Source organism: Mucilaginibacter sp. JRF (genome assembly GCF_015223065.1).
Classification (GTDB): Bacteria; Bacteroidota; Bacteroidia; order Sphingobacteriales; family Sphingobacteriaceae; genus Mucilaginibacter.
Genome location: NZ_JADFBY010000002.1, coordinates 453,478 through 479,581, shown reverse-complemented (window position 1 = coordinate 479,581; position 26,104 = coordinate 453,478). Strand labels below are relative to the sequence as shown.

Sequence of the window (26,104 nt, the reverse complement as noted above, 5' to 3'; positions counted from 1 at the left end):
AACTTATATATAAACTATTATCTGAAAATACTTACTACAGGCTTTTTAGCTGAAGATGTGTAACGGGTTAACCACTTATACAAACCGTAATTTGATTCCTGGTAGCTTTTGTAAGGCTCGTCGAGTAATTCGTAAGCTATGGCAGCCTTCACTTTAGTGTTATTGCGGCATTTGGCTACAAAGCTGTTTATAAACTCACTTTGTTTATCCTCATTCACATTGCTTGATGAGTTGTAACGATAGCCAAACTCGGTGAACCAAAGCTCCTTGGTTGGGAATAAACCGGTAATTTTTGTGGTGATGTCATCAATTTTATAGCTCTTTTTGGCAGCGCCTTCCATATCCGAGTACCAGTGGTAACCAATGGCATCAAACTGAACACCATAGTTACTGCAAATGGTCAGGAAACCCCAGTGCAGCCAACCGGCATCTATCATTGTTTTGGCACCCGGGTCGTTAGCTTTGATACCCTCGTCCATACCTTTAAGGTAATAGGCAATGGCCTTGCTTTTGGTTGGGTTATAGTCGGCTATATCGCGGCCGTCGGTATTGGGCAGTAACAGATCAAGCTCCAGATCGTTACCCAGATCATAATATTCAAAGTACTCGCCATATTTAGCGGCGAAGTTAGCACCAAGGGTTCTACCTTTTTCGTAAGCCGTTTCAGGGCTATCGGCCGATTTAAAGGTACGCAGGTAAAGCATTGGCAGCAGATTTACTGACCCGCTTTTGGCAGCATCGCGCAGGGCTTCGAACAAGCCCGGGCGGTTACCTGATATTGTACCGTCAGACTGGGTTAGCACGTTAATGCGGTACCAGTTCATGCCCATTTGGTTTATCATGTCAACCTGCCTGGTGGCCGGTGTTTCCAAATAAGGCGCATCGCCAAACGGGTGACCATTTACACCTAATGACAGTGTAGTTGGCGACGTAGTAATGGGCGTGGTAGTAACAGGAGGTACAGTTGGAGTTACAGGATTTGTGGTAGTAGTTGTGTCATTATCTTTTCCGGAATTGTCGGGAGTAACACCCGGAGTAGATTGTGATGGCTTTGTGGCTACCGGCGTTTCATTAACCGGAACAACATCATTGGGTTTTGAACATGACACCAATGTAAGGCCGACAGCATACACAGCCACCGTCAGGCTCTTTGCGAAACTTTTAATCATTAGGGTTTAATTAATCAATAGTTGCAGTCTTTTACGTGGACAGAAATAAAATGTTGCAATTATTTCACACTTTTATTCACATTTAATTAATTATACTGTGTAAAATGTGTGATAACATGTATAATATCGATTTATAAGCCCTATACCATTATTTCCATGCTTACGAGAATTATATGCGGTATAGTTAAATGGCTAATATCCATCAATAACAAAAAACGATTTAGCAATACACCCTATTCATTTTTTGTTAGATTTGGTTAATTGTTGATCATACCCCCTATTAATTGATTTATGAATTATATTAGCCGCACTATCAAAAATGCCTTTCCCGGCATCGTTCTCACATCATTACTTTTCATTATCCCCGCGCTAACATTCGCGCAAAACAAAACTTATAACATAGCGCAGCTTGGTGCTAAAGGCGATGACAAGACCCTGAATACCGATATAATTAATAAGGCCATTACCCAATGTTTTAATGAGGGTGGCGGTACGGTGGTTGTTCCGCAGGGAGTGTTTGTAACTTCAACCATCTACCTTAAAAGCAACGTGAACATCAACCTGCAAAAGGGCGCTGTTTTAAAGGGAACATCAAATATTAATCTTTATAAATCGTACATTCCTGTAAAAGATCTTTCAAAATACAGCACCATAAGCACCGAGGGCAATAACTCCAACAGCGCTTACGATACCGTGTGGATGAAAGCCCTTATTATTGCTGAAGGTGCCAATAACATGAAGATATACGGCGAGGGAACCATTAGCGGCGAGCACGTGTTTAACCCTAAAGGTGAAGAAAACATGCGCGGCCCGCACACCATTGTTATAGCGAATAGCAGCAACATCAGCTTAGAGAACATTACCATAGAAAAAGCTGCCAACTACGCCATATTAGCCTATAATATTGAGAACGCCGTTTTTAAAGGTGTACACATACAGCAAGGCTGGGATGGTATACACATTCGTGGTGGTAAGAACGTACTGCTTAAAAAATGCGAACTGCAAACCGGCGACGATGCCATTGCCGGTGGTTTTTGGGAGAATTTTAAGGTAGATGATTGTGTGATCAACTCAGCGTGTAACGGCATCAGGGTTATTATGCCGGTAAATGGGTTCTATGTAACCAACTCGAAATTTGTTGGGCCGGGTAAATATCCGCACCGTACATCGGGCGCGCAAAACCGTACCAATATGCTGGCAGGCATTTACATACAGCCGGGAGGCTGGGGCAAGGTTAAGGGCGATGTAGAGGGTGTACGCATTTCAAACCTGAAGATGCACAACATGAACAACCCATTCATATTTGAGCTGCACGATGGTAACAACGCCAATGATATTACGGTTGAGAACGTAACTGCCGACTCGATAAAAAACCCGATAGCGATACACAGCGACAAGGGCTATGGTTACAAAAGCATCCTGTTTAAAAACGTTAAGGTAAGCTACACCACCAACGCCACCACACAGGCCCCATGGGCTTTAGGCGCGGCCAACGTAGAAAACCTGCGACTACAAAACGTTAAATTTTTCGCGACCGGCCAAAAACCGCAAATTGCCATTAAGCTGGATAATATAACTGCTTCATCATTCATAAAAACCAATGTGTACAGTAAGGATAATACCACTGAGGTTGAGGCGGCTAACAGCGGGAAGATAGAAACCGGCAAATAACCTTTTATTGAGAAAAATATTCACAAAAGCCCGTTTTTGACATGATCAGAAACGGGCTTTTAACATGGTATGTGCCCATAATAACACTGATTTAACGAACATTTGTTATACTTGTGTCAGCGTATAGATCCTTATCAAAACGTGCCGCATTTTACCCAATAGAAACAGTTTATGAAAGTCAATTATATCGCGACCAAACAGAAAGCCCTGGCCATTAACCTCGACCCTAAGATATACGGCTCGTTTGCCGAGATAGGTGCCGGGCAGGATATTGCCGCCCATTTTTTTAAGGCAGGCGGCGCGGCGGGTACCATAGCCAAAACCATGTCGGCTTATGATATGACCTTTTCTGACGCGATATACGGCACACAGCAGATCAAGCGGTACGTTAGTCGCCAGCGCCTTGTTGCCATGCTCGACCATGAGTATCAGTTACTTATAGAGCGCCTTGCCGAGCAGCGTGGTAGTAATACTACCTTCTTCGCCCTGTCAGGTACGTTTTCGGCGCTTAACTACCATAAAACCAATGAGGGGCATGGTTGGATAGGGGTGCGCTTTCAAACAGAGCCTAACGGTCCGCCGCACGATGTTATTTTACACGTAAAGCTGCTGGATAACGATAATATTTTGCAGCAACAGGCAGTAGGCGTATTAGGGGTAAACTTTTTGTATGCCTGCTTTTATCACCGCGATTCGCCGCAGGATTTTTTGCTATCGCTGATGCACGATCTCAGCGTTAATCGCATTCAGATAGACATGATCCATTTTGAAGGGCCTGATTTCGCGAAGATAGATAACCGCCTGATGAGCCTTTACCTGGTTAAGTATGGCTTTTCGGACGCGGCACTGTTTGGCCCTAACGGCAAAAACCAGCAACCATCAGAGATACTTTACAAAAAGCATATTGTGGTTGTGAGGGGCAGATTCCGTCCGCTGATCAATGTTCACCTGGAGATGCTTGAACGCGGCTTACAGCAATTTACCCAGGAGCCTGATATTGATAAGGATAATATTGTGGTATTGTCTGAACTCACATTACGATCGCTCAAGGAAAGGGATGCCGACGAAACCGGGCTGATTGACGAGAAGGACTTTTTAGACCGTGTGGACATTTTATGCAGCATGGGCCAAAACGTGATGATCTCAAACTTTCATGAGTATTATAAGCTGGCCTCCTATCTATCCAGCATTACCAAACTAAAAATAGGTATAGTTTTGGGTTACCCGAATTTGGAGTACATCTTCTCCGAAGAACATTATACCAACCTGCCGGGCGGCATCCTCGAATCATTCTCCACCCTGTTTAGCCGCAAAATTAAGCTATATATATACCCTACCCTGCGCAACGGCGAAATATATAACGTAGCCAAATTTACCCTGCCACCTAAACTCATCGATCTGTATGAATACCTGGTGGCCAATGACAAGATAGAAGACATACGCGACTATAACGCCAAAAACCTGCAAGTAGAAACCGACAACGTATTAAAGCTGATAAAAGACCATCGCCCCGGCTGGGAAGGATACGTACCCGAAAAAGTAGCCGACATCATTAAAGAACGCCGTTTGTTTGATTATGACCCTGATGTGGCGGGGTGAGGTTAGATTACCACAAGCGGGACGCTTGCGGGAGCGGTATTTGTGCTTTCTCTCAATCAATGACCTTTCTCCAACGATCCATGTAGCCATAGTTTGCCCAATAATCTTGTAAATTACTATGAGATAGTGTTAGCGGATGCTCAGCAAAACTCCACAATTCTCCTGGATCAGTTTCTGCAATTTTTATTGATTTCATAAATGTATCCATTGATCGAATTTCCATCTTCAAACGTTTGCCATTCTGAATTCGCCAACGACTGGCATTCTCATTTTCCCAATCTTCTTTTGTGCCTGTGACTAATATATATCGAAATTGAGCGACTGCACCGAATATACGCGTCTTTTCTCCTTTATTCTCCTCAAAATACTGTTCCCAGCTTTGCACCTGTTCAATGGCATCATACAATTTAACCGTAGGCTTGCCATTAGTTTTGAATAAGGGCATTTTGGGAGCTTCAATTTCTATCAATACCCATTCCGGCCCTGATGAGTTGTCATTTAACCATGCAAAATCGCATTTATATTCAGTGCCGAAATTTAATTCCCTAAAAATTGGCTGTATACCATACTTTCGACTATACAAATCGTAGAAAAGAAAGCTGTTATCTTTAAGAACTTTCAACAGGTCAACTTCCGAGTTTTTTTCAAATGCACTTAATATTTCAGCTTTGACAATATCAATATTCCAAGGCAAATTATTCTCATCAAATTTGTTTTTAGTGGTCGAGTCCTCTGTTTGTTTGCCTTCATTTTCTTTTTCGGATAAATCTATACAACCCGTTGGTTGAGGCTTATTACTCGATTCGGCATCTTCGATTTCATTATTTATCATTAACAAATTTACTGTTCATTCATCAGTATTTAATTATCAATGTCAACTAATAAACCTATAATTACTTCCGTATCAATCAAGGCGTTTTTCCTTTTGACCCGTACCATTAAAAGTGCTTAATGCTTTGGTGATCCTCCGCTCCCGCAAGCGTCCCGCTTGTGGTAACAAGAGCTCACATGTTTAATTAAGATTTATTACCTTACATCACAGTCCATTAATATGCTTAGTTACGATAGAGAATACCATTCAATAGGTGAAATGTTAATATCACGAAGTTTTAATTTGGAAGACAGTTGTTCCCCGAAAGACGATCTGAATAACTGGTTATTTCTTAAAATTGGGGATAAGCGTTTCAGTTATGTTTATAAGATCATAGATCCCCAATCAGCCAGATATGATGAACCATTTGCAGTAAATATGGCATTTACTGCAATTAGTTTGGTTATCAATATTGTGCAAATAGGAGTGACTTATGAAGTACTGCGAGGAGAAGAATTGATAGGATCTGTACACTTATCTACATTAAATAATCCTGGCGTAAAACTGAATTGACTTAACTACTGATCTACTAATAGAAATAGTAGATCAGACGAAGCCTCCTCCACTCCCGCAAACGTCCCACTTGTGGGCACTTTAAATTATTCAGGACGCAGAAACCAAGATTACCCGCCCGAGCAGCCATCCAACATATTATCCAATAAACCTATGGCTGCTTCCGTATTAACCAGGGTGTTTTGCCTTTTGGGCCGTACCATTCAAAAGTGCTCAATGTTGTGGTGATCCTGGCGGCTGTAAATTCATACGGGTCAACGTATAATGTTTTGCCGTCTGCCGAAAGCACACCATAATACGGGATATTATAAATTTCACTCAATGTAGGGTGGGCTCCATAAAAAGTTATGCGTGAGCCATCCTGCTTGTAATTTACCCTATGGAGTAAAGACTGATCGCCAGTGGCATATATTACATTTCCGTTTTGGATATATAAGGTTTGCCCTGGTATAGTTTCACTTGGATTAAGAAAGATAATAGCGTTCACATCCGGAAACCATTCGGGGTGCTCTGGCTGCTCCCAGGTACCTACAACGCTGGGCGCATCCTTGGGGAAAAGTTTCATATCAACCATAGATATGATGGGCGAACTACCACCGGTGATCTTTGATTTATCGGCAGAGATAGTGTAAACCTGCGGCGAATTGAATTGCTCATCGCCCGGCAGATCAAACAGTATAGTAACCTGGGTTTGCCCCTGAGCATCCTCCTCAACCTTGGTAATTTTGCCATGCACATCGCCACGACGCCATTGGGTAAGCGTTAGGTGCGACCACGCGGTAACACTATCCTTAGCCCCGAACCGTAAGGATAGCGGACGCGGATAGTAATGATTGCCTACGTTTGCAATGCCGGTATATTCCGTATTTGAAAAACTATACTCCCCCGCCGGATCGACGTTCTTAACGGTCTTGTCCTTTTTACAACCAACGCTCAATAACAGCGCAGTTAATACAGTTAGTACCTTTAGTAAATAAGTTGCTCGTTTCATTTTATATGTTTTAGGTTTGATGTTTTACAGGCAATAATTGCTTAATACAGGGGCGGGTAATAAGCAAGGCTAACGGGTGATACCCATCAGTAAAGCAGGGAGCAAATAAACAATATGCAAGCAAAACAAACTTTCGAATTTGTTGCAAATACTTTCGAATTTGTGGCGTGGCTTAGCGTGAAGTTGGGCCGTGGCTTGTAAAAAGGATTACCTAATAATATAAATTTCAATTCGCGAAAAGAAGCTTCACTTTTACCTTCGGATATTCTACAATTTATTACGCCTACTTATTTTCAGCCATAACCGGTAACGAGAAACTGAACTTGCTGCCTTCGCCTATTTCACTCTCTACCCATATACGGCCGTTTTGGGCTTCAATAAAATCCTTAGAGATAGCTAAGCCCAACCCCGATCCCGACCTGCGGGTACCATCGGTAGGTACCTGAAAATAGCGGTCAAACAACCGCTGCTGGTATTTTTTATCGATGCCATTACCCTGATCCTTAACTGAAAATTCAACGGCATTACCGTGCTCTGTTACCTGTATCACAATTTTTGATCTCTCCGGACTGTAGCGCAACGCGTTCGACAGAAAATTGATAAGCACCCAGGCTGTCTTTTCAGTGTCGGCCATTACAAATGGCAACATTTTAGCGCTGATCAGTTCAAGGCGAACATTCTTTTGCTCTGCCTGAAACTTTACCGCGTCCATAGCATAGTTAACAATTACATCAGGTGTTACCGGGCTAAACTGCAATTGCAGGTTTCCGGTTTCAACGCTTGATAGGTCGAGCAATTCGCTGGTTATTTTTAACAAGCGCTCGCTATCGTCCATTATATGTTTTACAAGGTCCGTTTGTTCCTGGTTCATTTCCCCTACCCGCTTATCGCCCAATAACTTCAGGCTCATTTTAATGGATGCGATAGGCGTTTTCAGTTCGTGCGATACGGTGGCGATAAAATTCGTTTTGGCCTCATCTCGCTCCTTAAATTCGGTAATATTCTCCAGTATGTAAACCTTACCGGCCGGGTAACTGGCTATGTTGATGCCCTCGGTATTGGCGGGTTTCATGTTCGGCACGCTTATCTCGCGGGTTTGCAGTTGAAAGTGCGCTTCCTTGCCATCTACCACAATTTTAAAGGGCTTGCCTTTTACCTGCTCATCAATAATTGATCGCAGCAGATCGTTTTGACTGGTCAGCTCGCTGATCAGTTTCCCTTCCGGGCGATCATCATGCAAACTCAATATCTTTTTTGCCGCGGTGTTGATGAATAGTATCTCCTGCTTTTCGTTCACACCAATAATGGCGTTCTGCATCTGCTCAATAATGGCCTCAATTCGTCGCTTTTCTGATAGTACGGTGGCCAGGTTGCTGTTCTCCCAATCGCGCAGGCGGGTAGCCATGTTGTTAAAGGCTTGCGCCACATCGGCAAACTCATCATCCTGCCTAAAATCTAACCGGGTAGAGTAATTTTTACGGCTGATCTCGGATATACCCTCCTGTAACTTACGCAGCGGGCCCGATATAAAACCCGGGAAATTAACGCTGAAACTAAACAGTATCAAAAAGGTAATAGTACCCGCGAAGCCCAGCAAAATAGTTGTTTTTTGTACCGATGCCTGTGCCGCGGTATGCTTGCGAACAATGGCCCGCATGTTAACGTCCTCAATATCCATCAGGGTGGCGCGTATCTGCCTTTGCGTACTGGTAAGCACAGTTAAAGGGGTATTGGGTGCAACAAGGGTATTGAATAATGCGCTCAACCTGTCAACCGCCGCCTGTTCGTCACGCTCGGTAATGTTATTTTTTTCGCGGATGAGTTGCTGCCTGAATTTAGTGGCCGAAGCGGCATCCAGCGGCAAAGGTTGCTCGTCCAATATACGGCGCATTTCGCGCACGTAGCGCAGGGTTTCGTAGTTATCCTTCAGTATCACCTGCGAGCTTTTGGCTATCTCGTTGATGTAGAACAGCGATAGCGCTCCAAAAAATATCACTACGGCAAACAAAAAGCCGAAGCCCAGCCGTAATTTGGTTTTTATTTTCATGACAGTATAACTAAGTCGGTTTCAGTAATGGCTATCTTGTTCAATAGCTGGTTAAACACGGTGGTACGCCATATCACCTGAAAAAGGCTGAGGTGCGGCTTACCAATGCAAATGGTGGTTATCTCTCGTTCCTCGGCCACATTCATAATGGTTTGCGTTATCTGGTCGCTTTTTATCTTCATCAGTTCGGCACCCAGTTCGGTAGCAAGTTTAAAGTTATTAATGAGGTGGCGTTGTTTATCAAGCTTAATGCGCTCCATACTTTCACTGCTGCTTTGCACATACAAAACTATCCACGGCGAGCGGTAATATGAAGCCAGCCTTGCTGTTTTGCGTATCACTATTTTTGCCGTTTCGTGGTTTGATGATATGCAGGCCAAAAAGCGCTCGGGCCGCAGCTTAATCTGCTTAGGTACCTCAATATCTATCTTCCGTTCCAGGTGATGGGCTACCTCCTTCAGTGCCAGCTCCCGCAGTTGCAATATCTTATCGTTCCTGAAAAAGTTTTGCAGCGCACGCTCAATCTTGCTCTTATCGTATATTTTACCGGCACGCAGTCGTTCTATCAGTTCATCAGCGGTAAGGTCAATATTCACTATCTCATCGGCAAGCTCCAATACCTTATCGGGTATACGTTCGGTTATGGTGATGCCGGTTATGTCCTCAGCCTCCTCATTCAAACTTTCCAGGTGCTGAATGTTTACGGCCGTTATCACACTGATGCCTGCCTCCAGGATATCCATTACATCCTGCCAGCGTTTGCCGTTTTTGCTACCCTCAATGTTGCTGTGCGCCAGCTCATCTACAATAACCACTTCGGGGTGGCGGTTCAGGATGGCTTGCACATCCATTTCATCCAGCTGCTTGCCTTTGTAAAATGTTGTGCGGCGGGCAATAACCGGCAAACCATCAAGCAGGGCATGGGTTTCGGCACGCATATGGGTTTCAATATAGCCTATTTGTATATCGATGCCGTTTTTTAACAACGCGTGTGCCTCCTGCAACATACGGTAGGTTTTACCTACACCGGCGCTCATGCCAATATACACCTTTAGCTTGCCCCGCCGCGACCGTTTTACCAGCTCGATGAACTCTTTTACCGAATTATCATTATTGACCGCCATAGTGTTTACTGTCGTAAAAATAAATACCGGTAAAGCAAATTGCCTTACCGGTGTGCAGTATTTTATCAGTTATTAAAATGCTACTGCAAAGCTTGCTGTTATTAATGAGTTATAGTTTACCAGGGCATCCTGCCGTGCAAATATTTTGTCCTTACTATCATACACCTTACCTTCAATACGTATCACTGCGTTGGCTACCGGTGCATAATCAATATTTAACGAGTAGCCTTTAGTTTTAAATCCGTTATCTGTACCTGTGGCTATGATCATTCCGTTCTTATCCTGGTAGTATTCAAACCTGCCTGCCAGCGCCCATTTATCAGCAAACTGGTAGCGTGCTATAGCAACCGGCGATATAATGTGTTTGCTCTCGCTGCTGCCTTTGGCCACTTTTTGCGTACCGTAATCAAAACCCGCGGTAATCCCAAACTTATTCGTTAGCTGGAATATACCGTAAAAGTTGTGGTAAAAGCGGCGAACCCTAACCGAGTCGGCACCTTCAGTACCCAGGTAGTTGCTGTAGTTAAGGGTGATGTTGTCGGTTGGTTTGTAATACACCTGTAAACCACCGGCGGGTTTGCTATTGCCGTTTTGCCTGTTAATGCGCTGCCAGCCGTTAAGGTATAAACCTACCAATGTAAGTTTGCCATTATTAGTGATATAGGTCAGTTTAGCGCCCGATTCGTAATAAGGCGTATTATCTGACGAGATGTTACGGGTAAGTACCCAGCAATCTTTTGATATAGCACTCTCAAAGCCAATGTGCGATGAAAAGATACCACCATCTAACCATAAATTAGCAGTTTTTGATAGTTTGATACCGGCGTTGGCCTCAAACACATTCTTTAGTACGCCCTGCTCGGCAGCCAGGTTGGCGTTAGCATAAGTACCGGCCATAAAAGCAAGGTTTGCGCGTATGCTACCATTGTCATAATTCGCCTTGATGAAGCCAAGGTTCAGGTTGGCCTCGTTGTGGCGATTGTGCGAGTACACGAAACCCGGACGGTTATTATCGGCAGGTTTATTAAAATCAAAGCCATAATAAAGTTCGGCGTAACCGCTAATAGTTAAGTTACCGGCTTTTTTAACAGTATCCTGAGCCTGGGCGGTTACAACGCTGCCTAATATACCGGCAGCAATTAGTAGATTTTTCATGTAAATATGGATGAATGGAATAATGCAGGGCGAATGTTATTACCCGCCTTGCAACAGGGTATTTATACAAATAGGTGACGTTATTTTTTAAGCTGATCTAAAGCTATGTTGAGTTTGAGCACGTTAACGGTTGCCGGGCCAAACAGGTGTTTTTCTGTATGCTCATTAACCAACTGGCTTACCTGCTCGGCATCAAGGCCGCGGTTTTGCGCTACGCGTTTGGCTTGTATGGCAGCACCGGCCGGCGAAATATCCGGATCGAGGCCACTGCCCGACGCGGTTACCATATCGGCAGGTATATCGCCTTTTTTAAGGTACGGGTGATATTTTAATAGCGTATCCACACGGTCGCTTACCTGTTTCAGATAGTCGGGATTGGTAGGCCCTTTGTTTGACCCTGCCGAACCGGCCGCATTATAATCTACCGCCGATGGGCGCCCCCAGAAATACTGAGGCTGATCAAACTTTTGCCCAACATTGGCATAGCCTACCACCTTGCCGTTCAGGGTGATGGTTTCGCCGTTACCCTTGCCTGCCGAAAACTTACTTACAAAGGCCACCAGCAACGGATATATTACGCATAGCAATACAGTTAGCACAACGGTTAAGCGTATTGACTGTATGATGTATTTTTTCATTTTTAAATGAGATTTAAGAACTTTTTGAACTGTATGTATTTTATTTAAAGCCTCCCCCTCGGGGAGATTTGGAGGGGTGGCGTTTAGATGAACAGGCTAATCACCAGATCTATCAACTTAATACCGATAAAAGGCGCTATCACACCACCAACACCATATATCAGCAGGTTACGACGCAGCAGCGCGCTGGCACCTATCGGTTTGTACTCCACGCCCTTTAAAGCCAGCGGTATGAGCAGCGGGATAATAATAGCGTTGAATATCACCGCCGACAGTATCGCGCTCTCCGGACTATGCAACCTCATGATGTTGATACTTTGCAATGCCGGTATCGAAGCGATAAACAGCGCCGGAACAATGGCGAAGTACTTGGCCACATCATTAGCTATACTAAAGGTGGTAAGCGTACCACGGGTTATCAGCAACTGCTTGCCTATCTCCACTATCTCGATCAGCTTGGTGGGGTCATTATCCAGATCGACCATGTTACCGGCCTCTTTGGCGGCCTGGGTACCGCTGTTCATGGCCACGCCAACATCGGCCTGGGCAAGCGCGGGGGCATCATTGGTACCGTCGCCCATCATGGCTACCAGGCGGCCTTCCTGCTGCTCGTGCTTTATGTAGTTCATTTTATCCTCGGGCTTGGCCTCGGCAATAAAATCGTCTACACCGGCTTTTTGGGCAATAAATTTTGCAGTTAGCGGATTATCGCCGGTTACCATTACGGTTTTAATACCCATTTTACGCAGGCGCTCAAAACGTTCGGCAATACCTGTTTTAATAATGTCCTGCAACTCAATAGTACCCAGCACCTTTCCGTTTTGTGCTACAACCAGCGGTGTACCACCGTTTGAGGATATGGTTTTTACCCTTTCTTCCACATCGGCAGGTACATGATTGCCGGTATTTTGCGCCAGGTTGCGCATCGAATCAAACGCGCCTTTGCGTATCTGCAAACCGTCGGGCGTATTAATGCCGCTTGAACGTGTTTCGGCCGTAAACTTGATGAACTCTGAACCCTCCGGCGCTTTTAACGATATGCTCACCTTACTTTGCGCGGCCAGCTCGATAATGGATTTACCTTCGGGAGTTTCATCAGCCAGTGATGATAATACCGCCGCCTTGATCAGATCATCGGGCAATACATCAATAGCGGGCCAAAAGTGTGTAGCCTTGCGGTTACCTATAGTGATGGTACCGGTCTTATCCAGCAGCAGCACATCAATATCTCCCGCTGTTTCAACCGCCTTGCCCGATTTGGTGATCACATTGGCCCTTAAGGCCCTGTCCATACCGGCAATACCAATGGCCGATAGCAGGCCGCCGATGGTGGTTGGTATCAAACAAACAAACAGGGAGATAAGGGCGGCAATGGTAATAGGGGTATTAGCGTAATCAGCAAAGGGTTTCAGCGTAACACATACTATGATGAATATCAGCGTAAAGCTGGCCAACAAAATGGTAAGTGCTATCTCGTTAGGTGTTTTTTGGCGCGATGCACCCTCAACCAGAGCGATCATCTTATCCAAAAAGCTCTCGCCCGGCTCGGTGGTTACCACAACCTTTATTTTGTCTGACAGTACTTTGGTACCGCCGGTAACTGACGATTTATCGCCACCAGCCTCGCGTATCACCGGGGCAGATTCGCCCGTAATGGCCGATTCATCAATAGTAGCCAAACCTTCAACTATCTCGCCATCGGTAGGGATGGTATCGCCGGGTTCGCAAATGAATTGGTCGCCCTTGCGCAACTCATTGGATGAACGGCTAATTATCGAGCCATCCTTCATCAGCACCTTTGCCGGAGTTTCCTCGCGTGTTTTGCGCAAGCTATCGGCCTGTGCCTTGCCACGTGCTTCGGCAATAGCCTCGGCAAAGTTTGCAAACAGCAGGGTAAGCAGCAGTATGATGAATATGATAAAGTTATAGATGAATGAACCCTGATCGGTATGGGTAAAGCTGTAAAAGCTCATGTAAGCCATAATCAGCGTGCCTATCTCCACGGTAAACATTACCGGGTTGCGCAACATCACCTTTGGGTTAAGTTTTATGAATGATTCTTTGAGGGCGGTTTGCACCAACGCCGGCTCAAATAATTTATTGGATTGTGATTTCATTTTGCCTCCTCTAAATCCTCTCCTTAATTTGGGAGCGGATTTTATATGTGGATTTTTTTGTTGTTCGTTTCAGTTAAGCCTCCCCTTAAGGGGAGGTTTGGTGGGGCTTTACTTCATTGAAAAATATTCGGCGATAGGGCCAAGTGCCAGCGCCGGGAAGTATGACAGGGCGTTAAGCACCAATATAACAGCCAGCGTCATCACACCGAAAGTGAATGTGTCGGTTTTAAGCGTACCGGCCGACTCGGGGATGTATTTCTTTTTGGCCAGCATACCCGCTATAGCTACCGGCCCAATGATCGGCAGAAACCTGCCCAGTATCAGTACAAAACCCGTAGCCACGTTCCAGAAAATGTTGTTATCGCCCAATCCCTCAAAGCCCGAACCGTTGTTGGCATTGGCCGAGGTCATCTCGTACAACATTTCCGAAAAACCATGATAGCCCGGGTTATTCAGCCAGTTGGCAGGCTTAACGGCCCAGTCAGCATCACCATAATTGTTGAACACAAATGCAGCCAAGGCAGTACCCGCCATAATCAGGAACGGACTTAGCAAGGTGATCATCGCGGCTATTTTTACCTCACGGGCCTCAACCTTATGGCCTAAAAACTCAGGTGTACGGCCAACCATCAAGCCCGAAATAAATACCGCTATGATGAGGTAAATAAAGTAGTTGAGTATACCCACACCGCAACCACCAAAAAAGCCGTTGATCATCATGCCCAGCAATTGCCATGCGCCCGTAAGCGGCATCGTGCTATCGTGCATACCATTTACTGATCCGGTTGATACAATAGTGGTCAGCGTGCTCCAATAACCGGTGGCTAATGGGCCAATGCGCACTTCCTTGCCCTCCATGGCGCCGGTGGTTTGCGTTATGCCTAATTTGGTAAGTGCAGGGTTGCCGCCAAGTTCGCTGCTTATGGTTGGTATCAGCAGCATAAACATACCCACCATCATCATGGCGAATATTACCCAGCCCAGCTTTTTACGGCGGATAAAGTAACCGAACCCGATGATCATAGCCATAGGCACTATCATTTGCGAAACTATCTCGGTAATGTTGGTGATGTAGTTAGGATTCTCAAGCGGGTGTGCCGAGTTGGCACCGTACCAGCCACCGCCATTGGTACCCAGGTGTTTTATGGCGATCATTTGCGCGGCCGGGCCACGAGATACGTTTACGGTATCGCCCTGTAGAGAGATGAATTGATCCTTACCCTTATAACTGGCCGTTGCGCCGTTAAATGCTAAGATGATAGCCACTACAAATGATAGCGGCAACAGCAAGCGGGTGATGACTTTAACAAAGAAATCCCAAAAGTTACCCAGGTTGGTAGTAGTTTTATCGCGAAATGCCTTGAACAAACCAACCGCCGCCGCAATACCCGTGGCCGCGCTGGTAAACATCAAAAACATGACGATGATCTGCTGGGTAAGGTATGTCAACCCACTCTCGCCCGAGTAATGCTGCAAATCGCAGTTCACCACAAAGCTGATGATGGTATTAAAGGCAAGGTCGGTGGTCATGCCGGGATTGCCGTCGGGGTTAAAAGGTAATTTATCCTGGTATATCAGCACAAAAAACCCATATACCAGCCACAGCAGGTTAATGGTAAGCATGGCCTTTAAAAACTGTTTCCAGTCCATAGGCTCACCCGGCCTGATGCCCGCGAGCTTGAACAAGCCGCTTTCCAGGGGTTTTAAAAAGTCTGTCCACACACGCTCACCCGCGAACATTTTGGCCAGGTACTTGCCGAGGGGAATGGCTATGAGCAGGGTGATCAAAAAAGAGGCGACTACGCCTAAAATTTCAGAGTTCATTTTTTGTCAGTTAAAATTTTTCGGGGTTCAGCAGCACGTATATCATGTATATGAATACGGCAATGGCGATGATGAATAATGCGATCATGAGTTTCAGATTTTTTCGAACCAATCAATTGATTTATAGAATAGCCACATGCAGATCACAATGGCCAGCAGAAGTAAAAAGGTTATCATAGCTTTTTTAATTATTTGAAAAGCTATAGCCAAAGCAGATGCCAGCGAGATAGAATTTATTTCAATTGATTGATTATTAGAACCTTGTGATTGAATCGAAATAACAGGCACAAAAAAAACCTTCCATTTTGGAAGGGTCATTTTCATTATGGTAGAGTGGCTTCAAATACCTCTTACGATGAATTCAATATTCTTGCGATAGCTGTTCAGCTATTTTATGATTGTTGTTCGATAATATATCCACAGAAAAACGGTGTGTTGAACAACGGCACTAATACCGGCGAGTAAATGAGTTAAGAAAGACTGTTAGCCGTTTGCACAATATTATAGCTATCGCTAATTTTAGGCAGTGAAACTCTTTTGCCTGATCATATCTTTTTTTGTGCTGATGCTATCAGTAAGGCCATGCTGCGCGGAGGATGCCTGCAAAGATGAAATTGGTAATAAACATGAACAAAGCAGCGGCAAGCAATCGCACGATGAAGATTGTCGGGGCTGTTCACCCTTTTTTAGCTGTGGTTCATGTATGGGTTTTATCATGCGTAAATCAGTAATTCAAACTGTTACGCTATTTCCGTTGCATCAAAAACAAAGTGTTACACCATATCATCAGCCCGAAATTAAAGAGGTTGATATCGATATCTGGCAGCCGCCCCAATTAAGTTAATTACGCTTGTGGCCATACTCATGGCTAAATTATTCTTGCTTGTATTAACTTAATTTTATTTGGATGAAACATATTTATGTGCTGTTCGCGGCGCTATGCATAACAACTATATCCAACGCTCAAAACACGTTTAAAGCCATTATTAAGGATAGCCGGTCGGGCGAAGCGTTGGCAGGTGCTACAGCATTGCTGCAAGGCAGTAATAATGGCGCAAGTGCCGATACAAATGGCATGGTAACCCTTACCAATGTACCCAATGGCAAACAGGTTATAATGCTCAGCTTTACGGGTTACCAAACCCGTATTGATACACTCTCATTTCCCCTGGCAAATAGTGAGCCTACGCAAATACAACTCATGCCCGATGATGAAAATGACGAGTTAGAGGAAGTAACCATATCGGCAACGCGCAGCAGCCGTACTATAGCCAACATACCTACCCGTGTTGAAGTAATTGCCGGTGAAGAACTCGACGAAAAAGGGAACATGAAACCCGGCGACATACGCATGCTGCTTGCTGAAAGTACAGGCATTCAAACCCAACAAATATCAGCCACCAGCGCTAACGCTACCATACGCATACAAGGGCTTGATGGGCGTTACACCCAAATGATACGTGATGGATTACCTTTGTACTCCGGGTTTTCGGGCGGTTTGGGCTTGCTGCAAATTGCTCCGCTTGATTTGAAACAGGTAGAGGTGATCAAAGGCTCGTCATCTACATTGTATGGTGGTGGTGCCATCGCGGGTTTGGTAAACCTGGTTTCAAAAACACCTACTGAAAACCGGCAGATAAACTTTTTACTGAATGGTACGTCGGCACGCGGACTTGATGCCAGCATGTTTTATGGTCAAAAATTCGGCAAGATCGGTACAACCATTTATGCGGCCTATAATCACGGTAACCCGTATGATCCGGCAGATGTTGGCCTTACGGCCATTCCCCGCTTTAACCGCTTTACGCTCAACCCCAAAATATGGATGTATTTTAACAACCGCACTACCCTGAACGTAGGTATAAATGCCACAGTTGAGAACCGGCTTGGAGGTGATGTGGAATATATTAAAGGTAACGGCAGCGCAATTCACTCGTATTTTGAGCGTAACAAAACCAACCGCTACAGCAGCCAGCTACAACTGGATCATGTGTTGAATAAAAAAGAAAAACTCACGTTTAAAAACAGCGTAAGCTATTTTGATCGCAATATCAGCCTGCCCGATTACCGGTTTTCGGGCGAGCAAATATCATCGTACAGCGAAGCCACTTACTCAGGCAACAGCGCGAACAGCGACTGGGTAGCCGGAATCAATTTTTTGACGGATAGATTTGATGAGGATATACAAAGTGACTTCCCGTTAAGGAATTATAGTTTTACCACCATAGGCGGCTTCGTACAAAATACACTGGATATTACTGAAAAGGTAACTTTAGAGAGCGGCATCCGTGCGGATCATCATAACGAGTATGGCTTTTTCTTTTTGCCAAGAGTATCAGCCTTATGGAAGATCAATGAGCATTTTACTACCCGCCTGGGCGGTGGCCTGGGTTATAAAGCGCCAACAGTATTTACCGAGGATGCCGAGCGTATACAATTCAGAAATGTATTGCCTATTGATGTGAATAGCACCCGGGCCGAGCGATCATACGGTGCCAATTATGACATTAATTACCGCACGACTTTGTTTAATGAACATGTTAGTTTTAGCATTAACCAGCTATTTTTCTATACGCGTATAAGTAACCCTATATTACTTACAGCCACAGCAAATGGCTCTTTTGCTTACCTGCAACCAACAGGCAGCCTCAACACTAAGGGCATGGAAACCAACATCAAGTTAACCTATAACTACTTTAAGCTTTTTATAGGTTATACCTTTGCTGATGTTGATCAGCGCAATGGCTCTATTAATACATCATACCCTTTAGTATCGCGCCATAGGTTAAATAATGTGCTGATGTACGAAGTTGAGGACAAATGGAAAATAGGCATAGAAGCCTACTATTTTAGTCCGCAAAGGCTAAACGACGGAGCAATGGGCAAAGCTTACTGGACCACCGGCCTGATGGCTGAAAAGCTTTGGGAACGTTTTTCCATCTTTATAAACTTTGAGAACCTCACCGATACCAGGCAAACCCGTTTCGACACAATTTATACAGGCATTATAACCAACCCCACTTTCAGAGATATTTATGCACCGCTGGATGGCTTTGTGATAAATGGCGGTGTTAAATTCAAACTTTAAAATAAGGTCAAATTTTTTTCAATCAACTATTGTTTAGAATTATTCTAAACAATATATTTGCAGCATCCGTATCATTTAACACTTTTTGATCTGTTTATTTCAAGACCTGTTTACCCGCGTAATATCCAGCGCGGGTAAATCAGGCGCTAATGATCAAATTATCACCACCCTTACCTAAATGACAAACGATAAAACATGGCTACAAAGATGGGACGAAAGGTATAGCGCTGCCGAATACGCCTTTGGTGAAGAACCGAATGTATTTTTGCGTGAACAGCTATCGCTTATTCAACCTTCAAAAATATTGTTTGCTGCCGAGGGCGAAGGCCGCAATGCTATCTTCGCGGCCAAATCAGGATGGGATGTTTCGGCTTTTGATATCAGTATCCAAGGCAAACATAAAGCCGATACACTGGCTGCCAGGCATGGCGTTAGCATTGATTACCGTATTGGAGAATTGCCCGAGCTGAATTACCTTGCCGGGGAGTTTGATGCTATTGCATTGATATACGCTCATTTTCCAGCGCACATTAAATCAGCATATCATCAGTTACTATCAACTTACCTTAAACCCGGCGGACTGTTGATACTGGAGGCCTTTGCCAAAAACCATCTGGAATATGTTTTGCAAAACGAAAAAATAGGCGGCCCTCGCGATCTGGCCTCGCTATTCTCGGCAGATGAACTCCTGACAGATTTTGCCGGTTATGACATTTTACAACTTACAGAACAGGAGGTAGAATTAAGTGAAGGCCTTTACCACAACGGCAAAGGTTGGGTTATACGCTTTGTGGGCAGAAAACTTTTATACTGAACGGTAAGCAGTTACCATTTGCCGTGTAGGTTTGGTTTTGGCCTCTTTCTGTTTTTTTGGTTGCTTTTTAGCCCACCAAATAAAAAACCCGGTTATGGGTAAACTGCCTGATATTAGGCACACTAATAATGCGATGATCTTTGTCCATATCCCCCCTACCGAGCCTACATGCAGATCGTAATTGAGGCGCATCATTTTATCGCCGCCGTTATCCGGTTTCTTATCGAGCTTTTTGAGGCTCACCTGCTCGTATGATTGCGATCTTTCATTCATCCTACGGCCAAGTTCGGGAATTAATGATACCGACCAGGCCCCGGCCTTGCCAAAAGGATAACCAATGGTGAGTATCTGGGTATTCAGGTCTTCGCCTTTGGCCTTCAGGTTTTTAAACAGAATATCCTCGTCGGGAATGTTCGAAACCTTTACCAGCGTGGTGTCCGACTGTTGACGGGCAAACCTTTCAGACTTTTGTCCGCCTGATGCAGTCCAGTACACCGCGTCCGAAAACCATTTCATACCGTATACCATGCCCGTAAGCCCTAAAACCAGGGCAATGGCCAGCGAGTAAAAGCCCAGCACGTTATGCAGATCGTGGTTTACCCGTTTAAAATTACCGCTCCACTTTACAAAAAAGGCGCGTTCGCGGGTGTTGGTTGTCCATTTCTTGGGCCACCATAATACCAGGCCGGTAATCAGCGTAATAACAAATATCAGGGTGGAGTAAGCCACTACCGGCTTGCCTATTTCGCGGGGCAGCCACAGGTTGTAATGCCCTAAAAGCATAATGCGGTAAAAATCCTTATCGAGCAATTGGTAGTGTAAGATTTTTGCCGTGTAAGGGTCAACGTATATCAACTGAAACTTTGAGCGATCACCATAATAAGGCACCACCGCCGAACGGTCTTTCCCCTGGTATACCACGGCTGATATCGCGGGCAGGTTGTACCGTTTCATCACGGCCTCTTTCAATTTTGATGGTTCGATGAACTCCTTACCGTGCGACTCGGCCGTTTGATAAGGCTGTAACCATACCCTCAGCTCCTGCTCAAAAACAAGCGCAGCCCCAGTAAGGCTTACTATAACAACCACAATACCGCTTGCCAGCCCCAGCCACAAATGCAGCCATGCTGATACACGGTAAAACAGGGAACGCTTTTTTTTAGTTTTGCTTTTAGCAGATAGAGCCATCAAATACGATATAAAAAATTAATGGACCTGACCAGACAGAGAAATCATTTTCTCCCGGCAGGTCCATTAGTATTAAAATTTCAGAAAAAATAAGAACGGGTACTCGGAGCTGATTATTTAACCCTGCCTATACCGCCAACAAACGTAGCACCAACTACAGCGCCTTTGGTTGCAGTAGCGGTAGCTACATCAATTTGGTAAATGTTGCATACACCGTTTACTGTGGCGGCAGCATAAGCTTTACCATCATCATACAAGGCAGCAAAGCTACGGCCACCATCGCCTGTAAAGGTTGGTGAGTTAGTTACAGCAGTAATAGTTTTAGCTGATAGATCAACAATTGCGAATTTAAGGTTACCATCAACCCATTGGCTGGCTTGTGTACCAGTGCTTATTTCAGCAAACAGCTTGTTGTTACCAATGTACATTGCGTGTACTATACGGCCACCGTTTGTTGCGGTTGCAGTATTAAAATAGTAGTTGGCATCAAACTCAGTTGTACCGTTAGCAATTTTCAGGATACCGGCTTCTTTGGTTGATTTTGAATAACCGTAACCGTTGTGTGCTACAGTATATACATCACCAGATTCGGTAACAAAGATACCTGAACGGGTACCGAATGAACCGGCAGGACCGGTACGTACATCCTTAATTACTTTTTGCAATGTAAAGTCGGGATAGTTATAAACAGCTACATAAGCGGTATCAGTATTGTTGGTAGCATAAGTAGCCGGATCTATCGGGTAAAATGTTTGGAAAGCGTTAGTACCTCTAACAACAATACCGGTATGTAACCATGACTCGGTATTGCTTGGGTATAAGCTGCGCATAGTTACGGTTTTAGTGCTGGTAATGCTGTTTGATGCTACATTCACGGTATAAAACTCAGCTTTCGCATCAGCAACTAATGATGCAGATGCAAAGGTTGCCAACAAAGTTTTACCCTGACCGTCAACATCCTTAATATCAGTTGCAGCGTTAGGGAAGGTTAAGCCGCTTTTGGTTGTCAGGTTGCCTGACGCGTCAAGGCTGATAACATTAACATCAGTAACACCTAAACCGCCTATGCTGAAAAAGCTTGAACCAACTGAAAGGAAATCGCGGTAACCGGTTTGTAGCAAACCATTGTTAGTAAGGCTTAATGTACCGGTCATCAGGTCATTAGTGCCTAAAACATAATTTGTTGTGGCCTCTGTTGTGGTAACACCTAAACCAAGGGTGTATACCTTTTCACCGTCAATAGGTTGAGGGTTATCGTTATCGTTGCTGCTGCATGATGCCGCCGCGATAGCAAGCGTTGAGAACAAGCTTGCTTTGATGAGTTGTTTGATGTTATACATGATCTTTAATAAATTATTGTTTGTATTATTTGGTAATGAAATAACGAAGTTTTAGAAATACCGAACGTCCCGGCTTTTGCAACCTGAAGTTATCAAACAGCATGTTATCGGTTAAATTACGGCACTCAAGTGTTATGGTGTACTTGCCGTTTTGCATGGCATAATCGGCAGAGATGTTATGCGCTATCTGGCGTGGTATAACATCTTGATTATTGTTACCTAACTGGCTGGGTGTGAGATAGTATTTTTCAACCATATTAAGGCTGTAGTTAATACCCAACTGGTTATTGCGCGCGCCAACATCCGGAATACGGGTACCCAGGTTCAAATTGCAAAACAGGTAAGGAATGTTTTGTAAACGATAACCATAATTTAAATTTCTGGTTACGATAGTGCCCGTTAAATTGGTGCTGCTTAAAAATTCAGTGCTATCAACAATATCCTGATAAGTAGCATTAACACTGGCAAATATCAGTTTTTTCCAGGCGTATCTAATTTCAAGCTCCGCACCCTTTGTAGCTACCTTACCAACGTTGGTGTTTTGACGGGCCACCGGTTGTACCTGCCCCTGGAACGGGCGAATGTAATCGCGTGCATTACGCATTATAAAGTTTCCTTCAAAATCAAACCTATGATTGTTTGATGGTTGTAAGGTGTATACCGCGCCTAAATTAAAGTTGTGGCTGCTTTCGGGCTTCAGGTTGGGGTTGGCGGCTACGTATAAGCCATCACCTAATATCTCCGTGGCTTCTGGTAACCTGTAAGCTTTCTCGTACGAAGCTTTGGCTTGTAATTGCGGTAATATAAAATAAGCCGTAGCTAAGCCATAACCGTAATGAGTGCTGTTTAGTGATGTTGTCTGATAATCAGGTGTATTATTCTGAGAAACATTTTCAAATGATTCGGCATGGAATAAATACAACTTACCAAAGGCTGTAGCTGTGAAATTACCATAATCAGTTTTCCAGCTTAAACCCATATTTTGCTTGCGCAGCCTTTGCGGCAATAAGAATGTCGGGTTGGTCGGGTCTTCCACATCACTTGCTTTTCGCTTAAAATCTGTCAATATGTAATTGTATGAAAAAGAGTGGTGCTCATTTAATCGGTACGAAAGATTAGTGGTTACAAGGCCCTCGTTATCCTTATTTTTACGCTGCGAAAGTGATTGCTCGCCCCTCCCTGCCGAATCTATCTTGCTTTGACCAAGCCAGTTATAAACAAGGCTTGAGGTATCAATAAAGCGATTGGTGCTCATGTTGTAAGCACCATACATGCTTACATCAAGCCCGGGTATAAACAAATTTGTTTTTTTGTATTTAAGTGTCGGGATGAATGAGTGGCTGCGTGCTGTACGTGCGCCGTATACCTGCTCCATAACAACACCCGTTTGTATATCCCTGTCATTACCCGAGGCTAACATGCCTATCAATAACTTATCGGCGAACTTGGTACCTGTAAAACCGGCTTCGATCTGCCCACCGGCAGATTCATAATTATCATGAAAACGACGAACATCACGCGCGGGCAGTGTTTGCCTGCTAAACAGGTCTATAGGTGCTACATTTACTTTGTAGTCATTGTCTGAATAGTTGTAGAACGCGTTGGCTTTTACAGTAAAGTGTGTATTTGGATTTGTGTATGCCCCACTTACAGCCGCACGATGGGTATTGAACGAGCCTATGGAGTACGATGCATCCAGATAATTAGCATTACTACGTGTTACCACATTAACAGCACCGCCCAAGGCATCAGTACCCAAACTAACAGGTACTACCCCTTTATAAACCTCAATACGCTCGGCAATATTAACAGGCAGGTTATTAAGTGTTAATGATGAGCCGAAGTTATCCATCGGTATACCATCCAAAAAGAATTTTACCTGGTTGCCTGTAAAGCCATTAAGCGAGAAGTTGAAGTATGAACCCAGGCCGCCTTCCTCACGTATGCGCACACCGGTTGTTCGGTTCAAAACCTGGTTAAGATCTGAAGTGGTATTGTACTGCGCTTTCAGATCAATAACATTAACCTGAAAACCCTGCTCCCGTATGTTTTGCGATGTGGTTTTGCCCTGCACATTAACTTCCTGCATTTCGGTAGCGTTACTTAGCGTTACAGTAGCTATCGTCAAAGATTGCCCGGCCTGAAGTTTTACTGATTGTGAATGGCTTTTTGAACCTGTATAGCTAATAATAAGAGTATATGAGCCTTCTTTGGCCTTCAACTCAAAACTACCATCACTTAACGACATGGTTTGGTAGCGTGTCCCTTTCAAATAAACATTGGCTGCCTCAACAGGTTTGCCACTATCGTCTGTTACTTTTCCGGTTACTACGGCTGTAGTGTTTTGAGCCATCAAAGGGCTGCTCAAAAAAAGCCCGATCAAAAAAATTAGTGAGTAACGTAATGCGTGCACGGCTATAGTTTAGTTAATAGTCGGCACAAAGATATATTTTATTTAATTTATTTAGACTTAGTTTAAATAAATTAATCCACAACTATTATCGTCACTTTTATGGTGTTCCACATATTACAGAATTTACTATTTAGCGATTTTCCTTATAACGCCGTTCCAGTATCAGCCACATAAATACCATCCGGAGTTACAGTTAACCCAATGGGTAAATAAAAGTTAGCCTGCATCGCTGGCCCGTCTTGATAGTTAAAATCTTCAGGTATATCTCCGGTGATCGCGGTCAATACCTTATTGTGCGATAAGTGAAATAATTGGTTTGATATTATTTTTCTGTCTTTGGTAAAAGATCTTACAAAAAAGAAAACATTTTGATATGGTGTAAGATTATAGTTTTTGTCCCTTCTGGTTACCGCGAAACTAATGATGCTGTGCGGATTAGTGAACTGAGGGTTTAATTTGAATACCGTAGTGACCCTACCACTCAGACTCACCTTCCTAATACTCTGACCGATGTTGTAAGCAGTTCCGTCCACCACCCATAGGTTGCCATCCTCACCAAATTTTACAAGTGTTGGCGAAGTAAAGTGAGCTTTATCACCTACGCCATCTGCAAAACCCCTTACGTCTTTTTTTCCGGCAAGTACACTCGTAACCCCATCTTTACTGTACCTGATTATGCGATGGTTCTCGCCGTCAGGGATCAAGATGCTGCTATCTGAGCCAATGGCCATGTCACCTATATACCGCAGTCTTTCTCCAACCGGCAATATCGTAAGCTTTTTATTCCAGTCCAGTTTTACGAACGTGCTGCTGTCTGCGCTGCCATCTCCTTCATGACGATTGCCTACAAAGTAAATACTCCCCTTAGCACCTGCTTTTATGCCCGTTGGGTTGTAATAGGTAAAGTATTTAGTGTAGCCTCCCTGCGGATCGATCCTGAAAATATCGTTATTAGAGCTTACATATTTAGAACCATCTGAGGCACTGCATATCAGATACGGATAAGGGATATAAGGATAATTCAGTTCCCCTCTGCCCACCACCGTACTTACTATATAATTTGTTGTGGCCGCCATCGCAACTAAAGAATCACTGTTTACCTTTTCATTATCCTGAATGATTGTTGCGGCATCCTTTTTACAGCTGCTGTAACTAATTGCGCACAACAGGCCAGCATATACCGTGAAATGCTTTACAATTTGACTTTTCATGATAGGTTAATTATTTAAATTGGTCTTTAAATCACATCGCGTTTGAATAAATACTCAGATACCATTTTCGTTAATATAACACTTAGCTTATTTCCTATCCGATAAACAGCTTGCCAGATCTTATCGATAAAAATGTAAGCGAGTCGATATATGCATTCCGAATTAATTCTTGAGAATCTACCACACACTTTTGGTAACTATAAATAATTGGTTGATTAAATTTATACGGGCTGTATTCGGAATCAATACCAATAATAGCACATTTCAGGTCTGCAATGCTCAATTCAGTAACAGACTTTTCAAACAGATGCTCAATTTGAATTTTTATCTG

At 44.0% G+C, this 26,104-nt stretch carries 20 protein-coding genes; 6 read left to right on the top strand and 14 right to left on the bottom strand.

Annotation, left to right across the window (positions count from 1 at the left end):
• Window positions 1-17 precede the first annotated feature (17 nt).
• On the bottom strand, window positions 18-1,169 hold the full coding sequence (locus IM792_RS07535; RefSeq protein WP_194101214.1) for a glycosyl hydrolase: 1,152 nt from the start codon (window positions 1,167-1,169) through the stop codon (window positions 18-20).
• A gap of 291 nt (window positions 1,170-1,460) precedes the next feature.
• Between IM792_RS07535 and IM792_RS07530 the strand changes: the two genes are divergently transcribed.
• Complete coding sequence (locus IM792_RS07530) at window positions 1,461-2,840, top strand: glycosyl hydrolase family 28 protein (RefSeq protein ID WP_194101213.1); 1,380 nt, start codon at window positions 1,461-1,463, stop codon at window positions 2,838-2,840.
• A 171-nt stretch (window positions 2,841-3,011) separates the two neighbouring features.
• Window positions 3,012-4,439 carry a TonB-dependent receptor gene (locus IM792_RS07525; protein WP_194101212.1) on the top strand — a complete coding sequence of 476 codons (1,428 nt, stop codon included), beginning with the start codon at window positions 3,012-3,014 and terminating at the stop codon, window positions 4,437-4,439.
• A gap of 52 nt (window positions 4,440-4,491) precedes the next feature.
• Here the strand turns inward: IM792_RS07525 and IM792_RS07520 are convergent, their stop codons facing one another.
• Window positions 4,492-5,271: a Shedu anti-phage system protein SduA domain-containing protein gene (locus tag IM792_RS07520; RefSeq protein ID WP_194101211.1), complete on the bottom strand. Its 780-nt coding sequence runs from the start codon at window positions 5,269-5,271 to the stop codon at window positions 4,492-4,494.
• Between the two features lie 219 nt (window positions 5,272-5,490).
• On the opposite strand from IM792_RS07520, the gene IM792_RS07515 reads away from it, so the two are divergent.
• Window positions 5,491-5,823 (top strand): hypothetical protein, encoded by a 333-nt coding sequence (locus tag IM792_RS07515; protein ID WP_194101210.1) that lies wholly within the window; start codon window positions 5,491-5,493, stop codon window positions 5,821-5,823.
• A 151-nt stretch (window positions 5,824-5,974) separates the two neighbouring features.
• Here IM792_RS07515 and IM792_RS07510 read toward each other — a convergent pair whose 3' ends face one another.
• From IM792_RS07510 to IM792_RS07470, 8 genes are all read right to left on the bottom strand, one after another.
• Entirely contained in the window at window positions 5,975-6,814 is an 840-nt protein-coding gene (locus IM792_RS07510; protein WP_194101209.1) for a hypothetical protein, read from the bottom strand.
• Window positions 6,815-7,097: 283 nt separating this feature from the next.
• Window positions 7,098-8,861, bottom strand: coding sequence for an ATP-binding protein (locus IM792_RS07505; protein WP_194101208.1), 1,764 nt, complete (start codon window positions 8,859-8,861; stop codon window positions 7,098-7,100).
• A complete protein-coding gene (locus tag IM792_RS07500; RefSeq protein ID WP_194101207.1) occupies window positions 8,858-9,985 on the bottom strand; it encodes a sensor protein KdpD in 1,128 nt (375 codons plus the stop codon). Before IM792_RS07500 ends, IM792_RS07505 begins: the two co-directional genes overlap by 4 nt.
• A gap of 72 nt (window positions 9,986-10,057) precedes the next feature.
• A complete protein-coding gene (locus IM792_RS07495; RefSeq protein WP_194101206.1) occupies window positions 10,058-11,140 on the bottom strand; it encodes a porin in 1,083 nt (360 codons plus the stop codon).
• Between the two features lie 80 nt (window positions 11,141-11,220).
• Window positions 11,221-11,778 (bottom strand): K(+)-transporting ATPase subunit C, encoded by a 558-nt coding sequence (locus IM792_RS07490; protein ID WP_194101205.1) that lies wholly within the window; start codon window positions 11,776-11,778, stop codon window positions 11,221-11,223.
• Between the two features lie 83 nt (window positions 11,779-11,861).
• Window positions 11,862-13,895, bottom strand: coding sequence for a potassium-transporting ATPase subunit KdpB (gene kdpB / locus IM792_RS07485; protein WP_194101204.1), 2,034 nt, complete (start codon window positions 13,893-13,895; stop codon window positions 11,862-11,864).
• A 108-nt stretch (window positions 13,896-14,003) separates the two neighbouring features.
• Window positions 14,004-15,719 (bottom strand): potassium-transporting ATPase subunit KdpA, encoded by a 1,716-nt coding sequence (gene kdpA / locus IM792_RS07480; protein WP_194101203.1) that lies wholly within the window; start codon window positions 15,717-15,719, stop codon window positions 14,004-14,006.
• A 93-nt stretch (window positions 15,720-15,812) separates the two neighbouring features.
• Window positions 15,813-16,037, bottom strand: coding sequence for a hypothetical protein (locus tag IM792_RS07470; protein WP_194101449.1), 225 nt, complete (start codon window positions 16,035-16,037; stop codon window positions 15,813-15,815).
• A gap of 208 nt (window positions 16,038-16,245) precedes the next feature.
• Here IM792_RS07470 and IM792_RS07465 point away from each other — a divergent pair, with 208 nt between their 5' ends.
• The 3 genes from IM792_RS07465 (at window position 16,246) to IM792_RS07455 (ending at window position 19,621) form a co-directional block, all read left to right on the top strand.
• Window positions 16,246-16,563, top strand: a complete 318-nt coding sequence (locus IM792_RS07465; RefSeq protein WP_194101202.1) for a DUF6660 family protein — start codon at window positions 16,246-16,248, stop codon at window positions 16,561-16,563.
• 63 nt (window positions 16,564-16,626) lie between these two features.
• The gene (locus tag IM792_RS07460; protein ID WP_194101201.1) at window positions 16,627-18,807 is read left to right on the top strand and encodes a TonB-dependent receptor; all 2,181 of its coding nucleotides are present in this window, start codon (window positions 16,627-16,629) and stop codon (window positions 18,805-18,807) included.
• A 178-nt stretch (window positions 18,808-18,985) separates the two neighbouring features.
• Window positions 18,986-19,621 carry a class I SAM-dependent methyltransferase gene (locus IM792_RS07455; protein ID WP_194101200.1) on the top strand — a complete coding sequence of 212 codons (636 nt, stop codon included), beginning with the start codon at window positions 18,986-18,988 and terminating at the stop codon, window positions 19,619-19,621.
• Here the strand turns inward: IM792_RS07455 and IM792_RS07450 are convergent.
• The 4 genes from IM792_RS07450 to IM792_RS07435 form a co-directional block, all read right to left on the bottom strand.
• Window positions 19,613-20,809, bottom strand: coding sequence for a PepSY-associated TM helix domain-containing protein (locus tag IM792_RS07450; RefSeq protein WP_194101199.1), 1,197 nt, complete (start codon window positions 20,807-20,809; stop codon window positions 19,613-19,615). The two genes, IM792_RS07455 and IM792_RS07450, sit on opposite strands and share 9 nt — an antisense overlap.
• 113 nt (window positions 20,810-20,922) lie before the next feature.
• The gene (locus IM792_RS07445; RefSeq protein WP_194101198.1) at window positions 20,923-22,149 is read right to left on the bottom strand and encodes a DUF4374 domain-containing protein; all 1,227 of its coding nucleotides are present in this window, start codon (window positions 22,147-22,149) and stop codon (window positions 20,923-20,925) included.
• Between the two features lie 25 nt (window positions 22,150-22,174).
• The gene (locus IM792_RS07440; RefSeq protein ID WP_194101197.1) at window positions 22,175-24,502 is read right to left on the bottom strand and encodes a TonB-dependent receptor; all 2,328 of its coding nucleotides are present in this window, start codon (window positions 24,500-24,502) and stop codon (window positions 22,175-22,177) included.
• A gap of 203 nt (window positions 24,503-24,705) precedes the next feature.
• Window positions 24,706-25,773 carry a hypothetical protein gene (locus IM792_RS07435; protein ID WP_194101196.1) on the bottom strand — a complete coding sequence of 356 codons (1,068 nt, stop codon included), beginning with the start codon at window positions 25,771-25,773 and terminating at the stop codon, window positions 24,706-24,708.
• Window positions 25,774-26,104 lie beyond the last annotated feature (331 nt).

Coding starts and splice junctions, on each gene's coding strand:
- IM792_RS07535 (WP_194101214.1), bottom strand. CDS start 1,169: ATGATTAAAAGTTTCGCAAAGAGCCTGACGGTGGCTGTGTATGCTGTC.
- IM792_RS07530 (WP_194101213.1), top strand. CDS start 1,461: ATGAATTATATTAGCCGCACTATCAAAAATGCCTTTCCCGGCATCGTT.
- IM792_RS07525 (WP_194101212.1), top strand. CDS start 3,012: ATGAAAGTCAATTATATCGCGACCAAACAGAAAGCCCTGGCCATTAAC.
- IM792_RS07520 (WP_194101211.1), bottom strand. CDS start 5,271: ATGATAAATAATGAAATCGAAGATGCCGAATCGAGTAATAAGCCTCAA.
- IM792_RS07515 (WP_194101210.1), top strand. CDS start 5,491: ATGCTTAGTTACGATAGAGAATACCATTCAATAGGTGAAATGTTAATA.
- IM792_RS07510 (WP_194101209.1), bottom strand. CDS start 6,814: ATGAAACGAGCAACTTATTTACTAAAGGTACTAACTGTATTAACTGCG.
- IM792_RS07505 (WP_194101208.1), bottom strand. CDS start 8,861: ATGAAAATAAAAACCAAATTACGGCTGGGCTTCGGCTTTTTGTTTGCC.
- IM792_RS07500 (WP_194101207.1), bottom strand. CDS start 9,985: ATGGCGGTCAATAATGATAATTCGGTAAAAGAGTTCATCGAGCTGGTA.
- IM792_RS07495 (WP_194101206.1), bottom strand. CDS start 11,140: ATGAAAAATCTACTAATTGCTGCCGGTATATTAGGCAGCGTTGTAACC.
- IM792_RS07490 (WP_194101205.1), bottom strand. CDS start 11,778: ATGAAAAAATACATCATACAGTCAATACGCTTAACCGTTGTGCTAACT.
- kdpB (WP_194101204.1), bottom strand. CDS start 13,895: ATGAAATCACAATCCAATAAATTATTTGAGCCGGCGTTGGTGCAAACC.
- kdpA (WP_194101203.1), bottom strand. CDS start 15,719: ATGAACTCTGAAATTTTAGGCGTAGTCGCCTCTTTTTTGATCACCCTG.
- IM792_RS07470 (WP_194101449.1), bottom strand. CDS start 16,037: ATGACCCTTCCAAAATGGAAGGTTTTTTTTGTGCCTGTTATTTCGATT.
- IM792_RS07460 (WP_194101201.1), top strand. CDS start 16,627: ATGAAACATATTTATGTGCTGTTCGCGGCGCTATGCATAACAACTATA.
- IM792_RS07455 (WP_194101200.1), top strand. CDS start 18,986: ATGACAAACGATAAAACATGGCTACAAAGATGGGACGAAAGGTATAGC.
- IM792_RS07450 (WP_194101199.1), bottom strand. CDS start 20,809: ATGGCTCTATCTGCTAAAAGCAAAACTAAAAAAAAGCGTTCCCTGTTT.
- IM792_RS07445 (WP_194101198.1), bottom strand. CDS start 22,149: ATGTATAACATCAAACAACTCATCAAAGCAAGCTTGTTCTCAACGCTT.
- IM792_RS07440 (WP_194101197.1), bottom strand. CDS start 24,502: ATGGCTCAAAACACTACAGCCGTAGTAACCGGAAAAGTAACAGACGAT.
- IM792_RS07435 (WP_194101196.1), bottom strand. CDS start 25,773: ATGAAAAGTCAAATTGTAAAGCATTTCACGGTATATGCTGGCCTGTTG.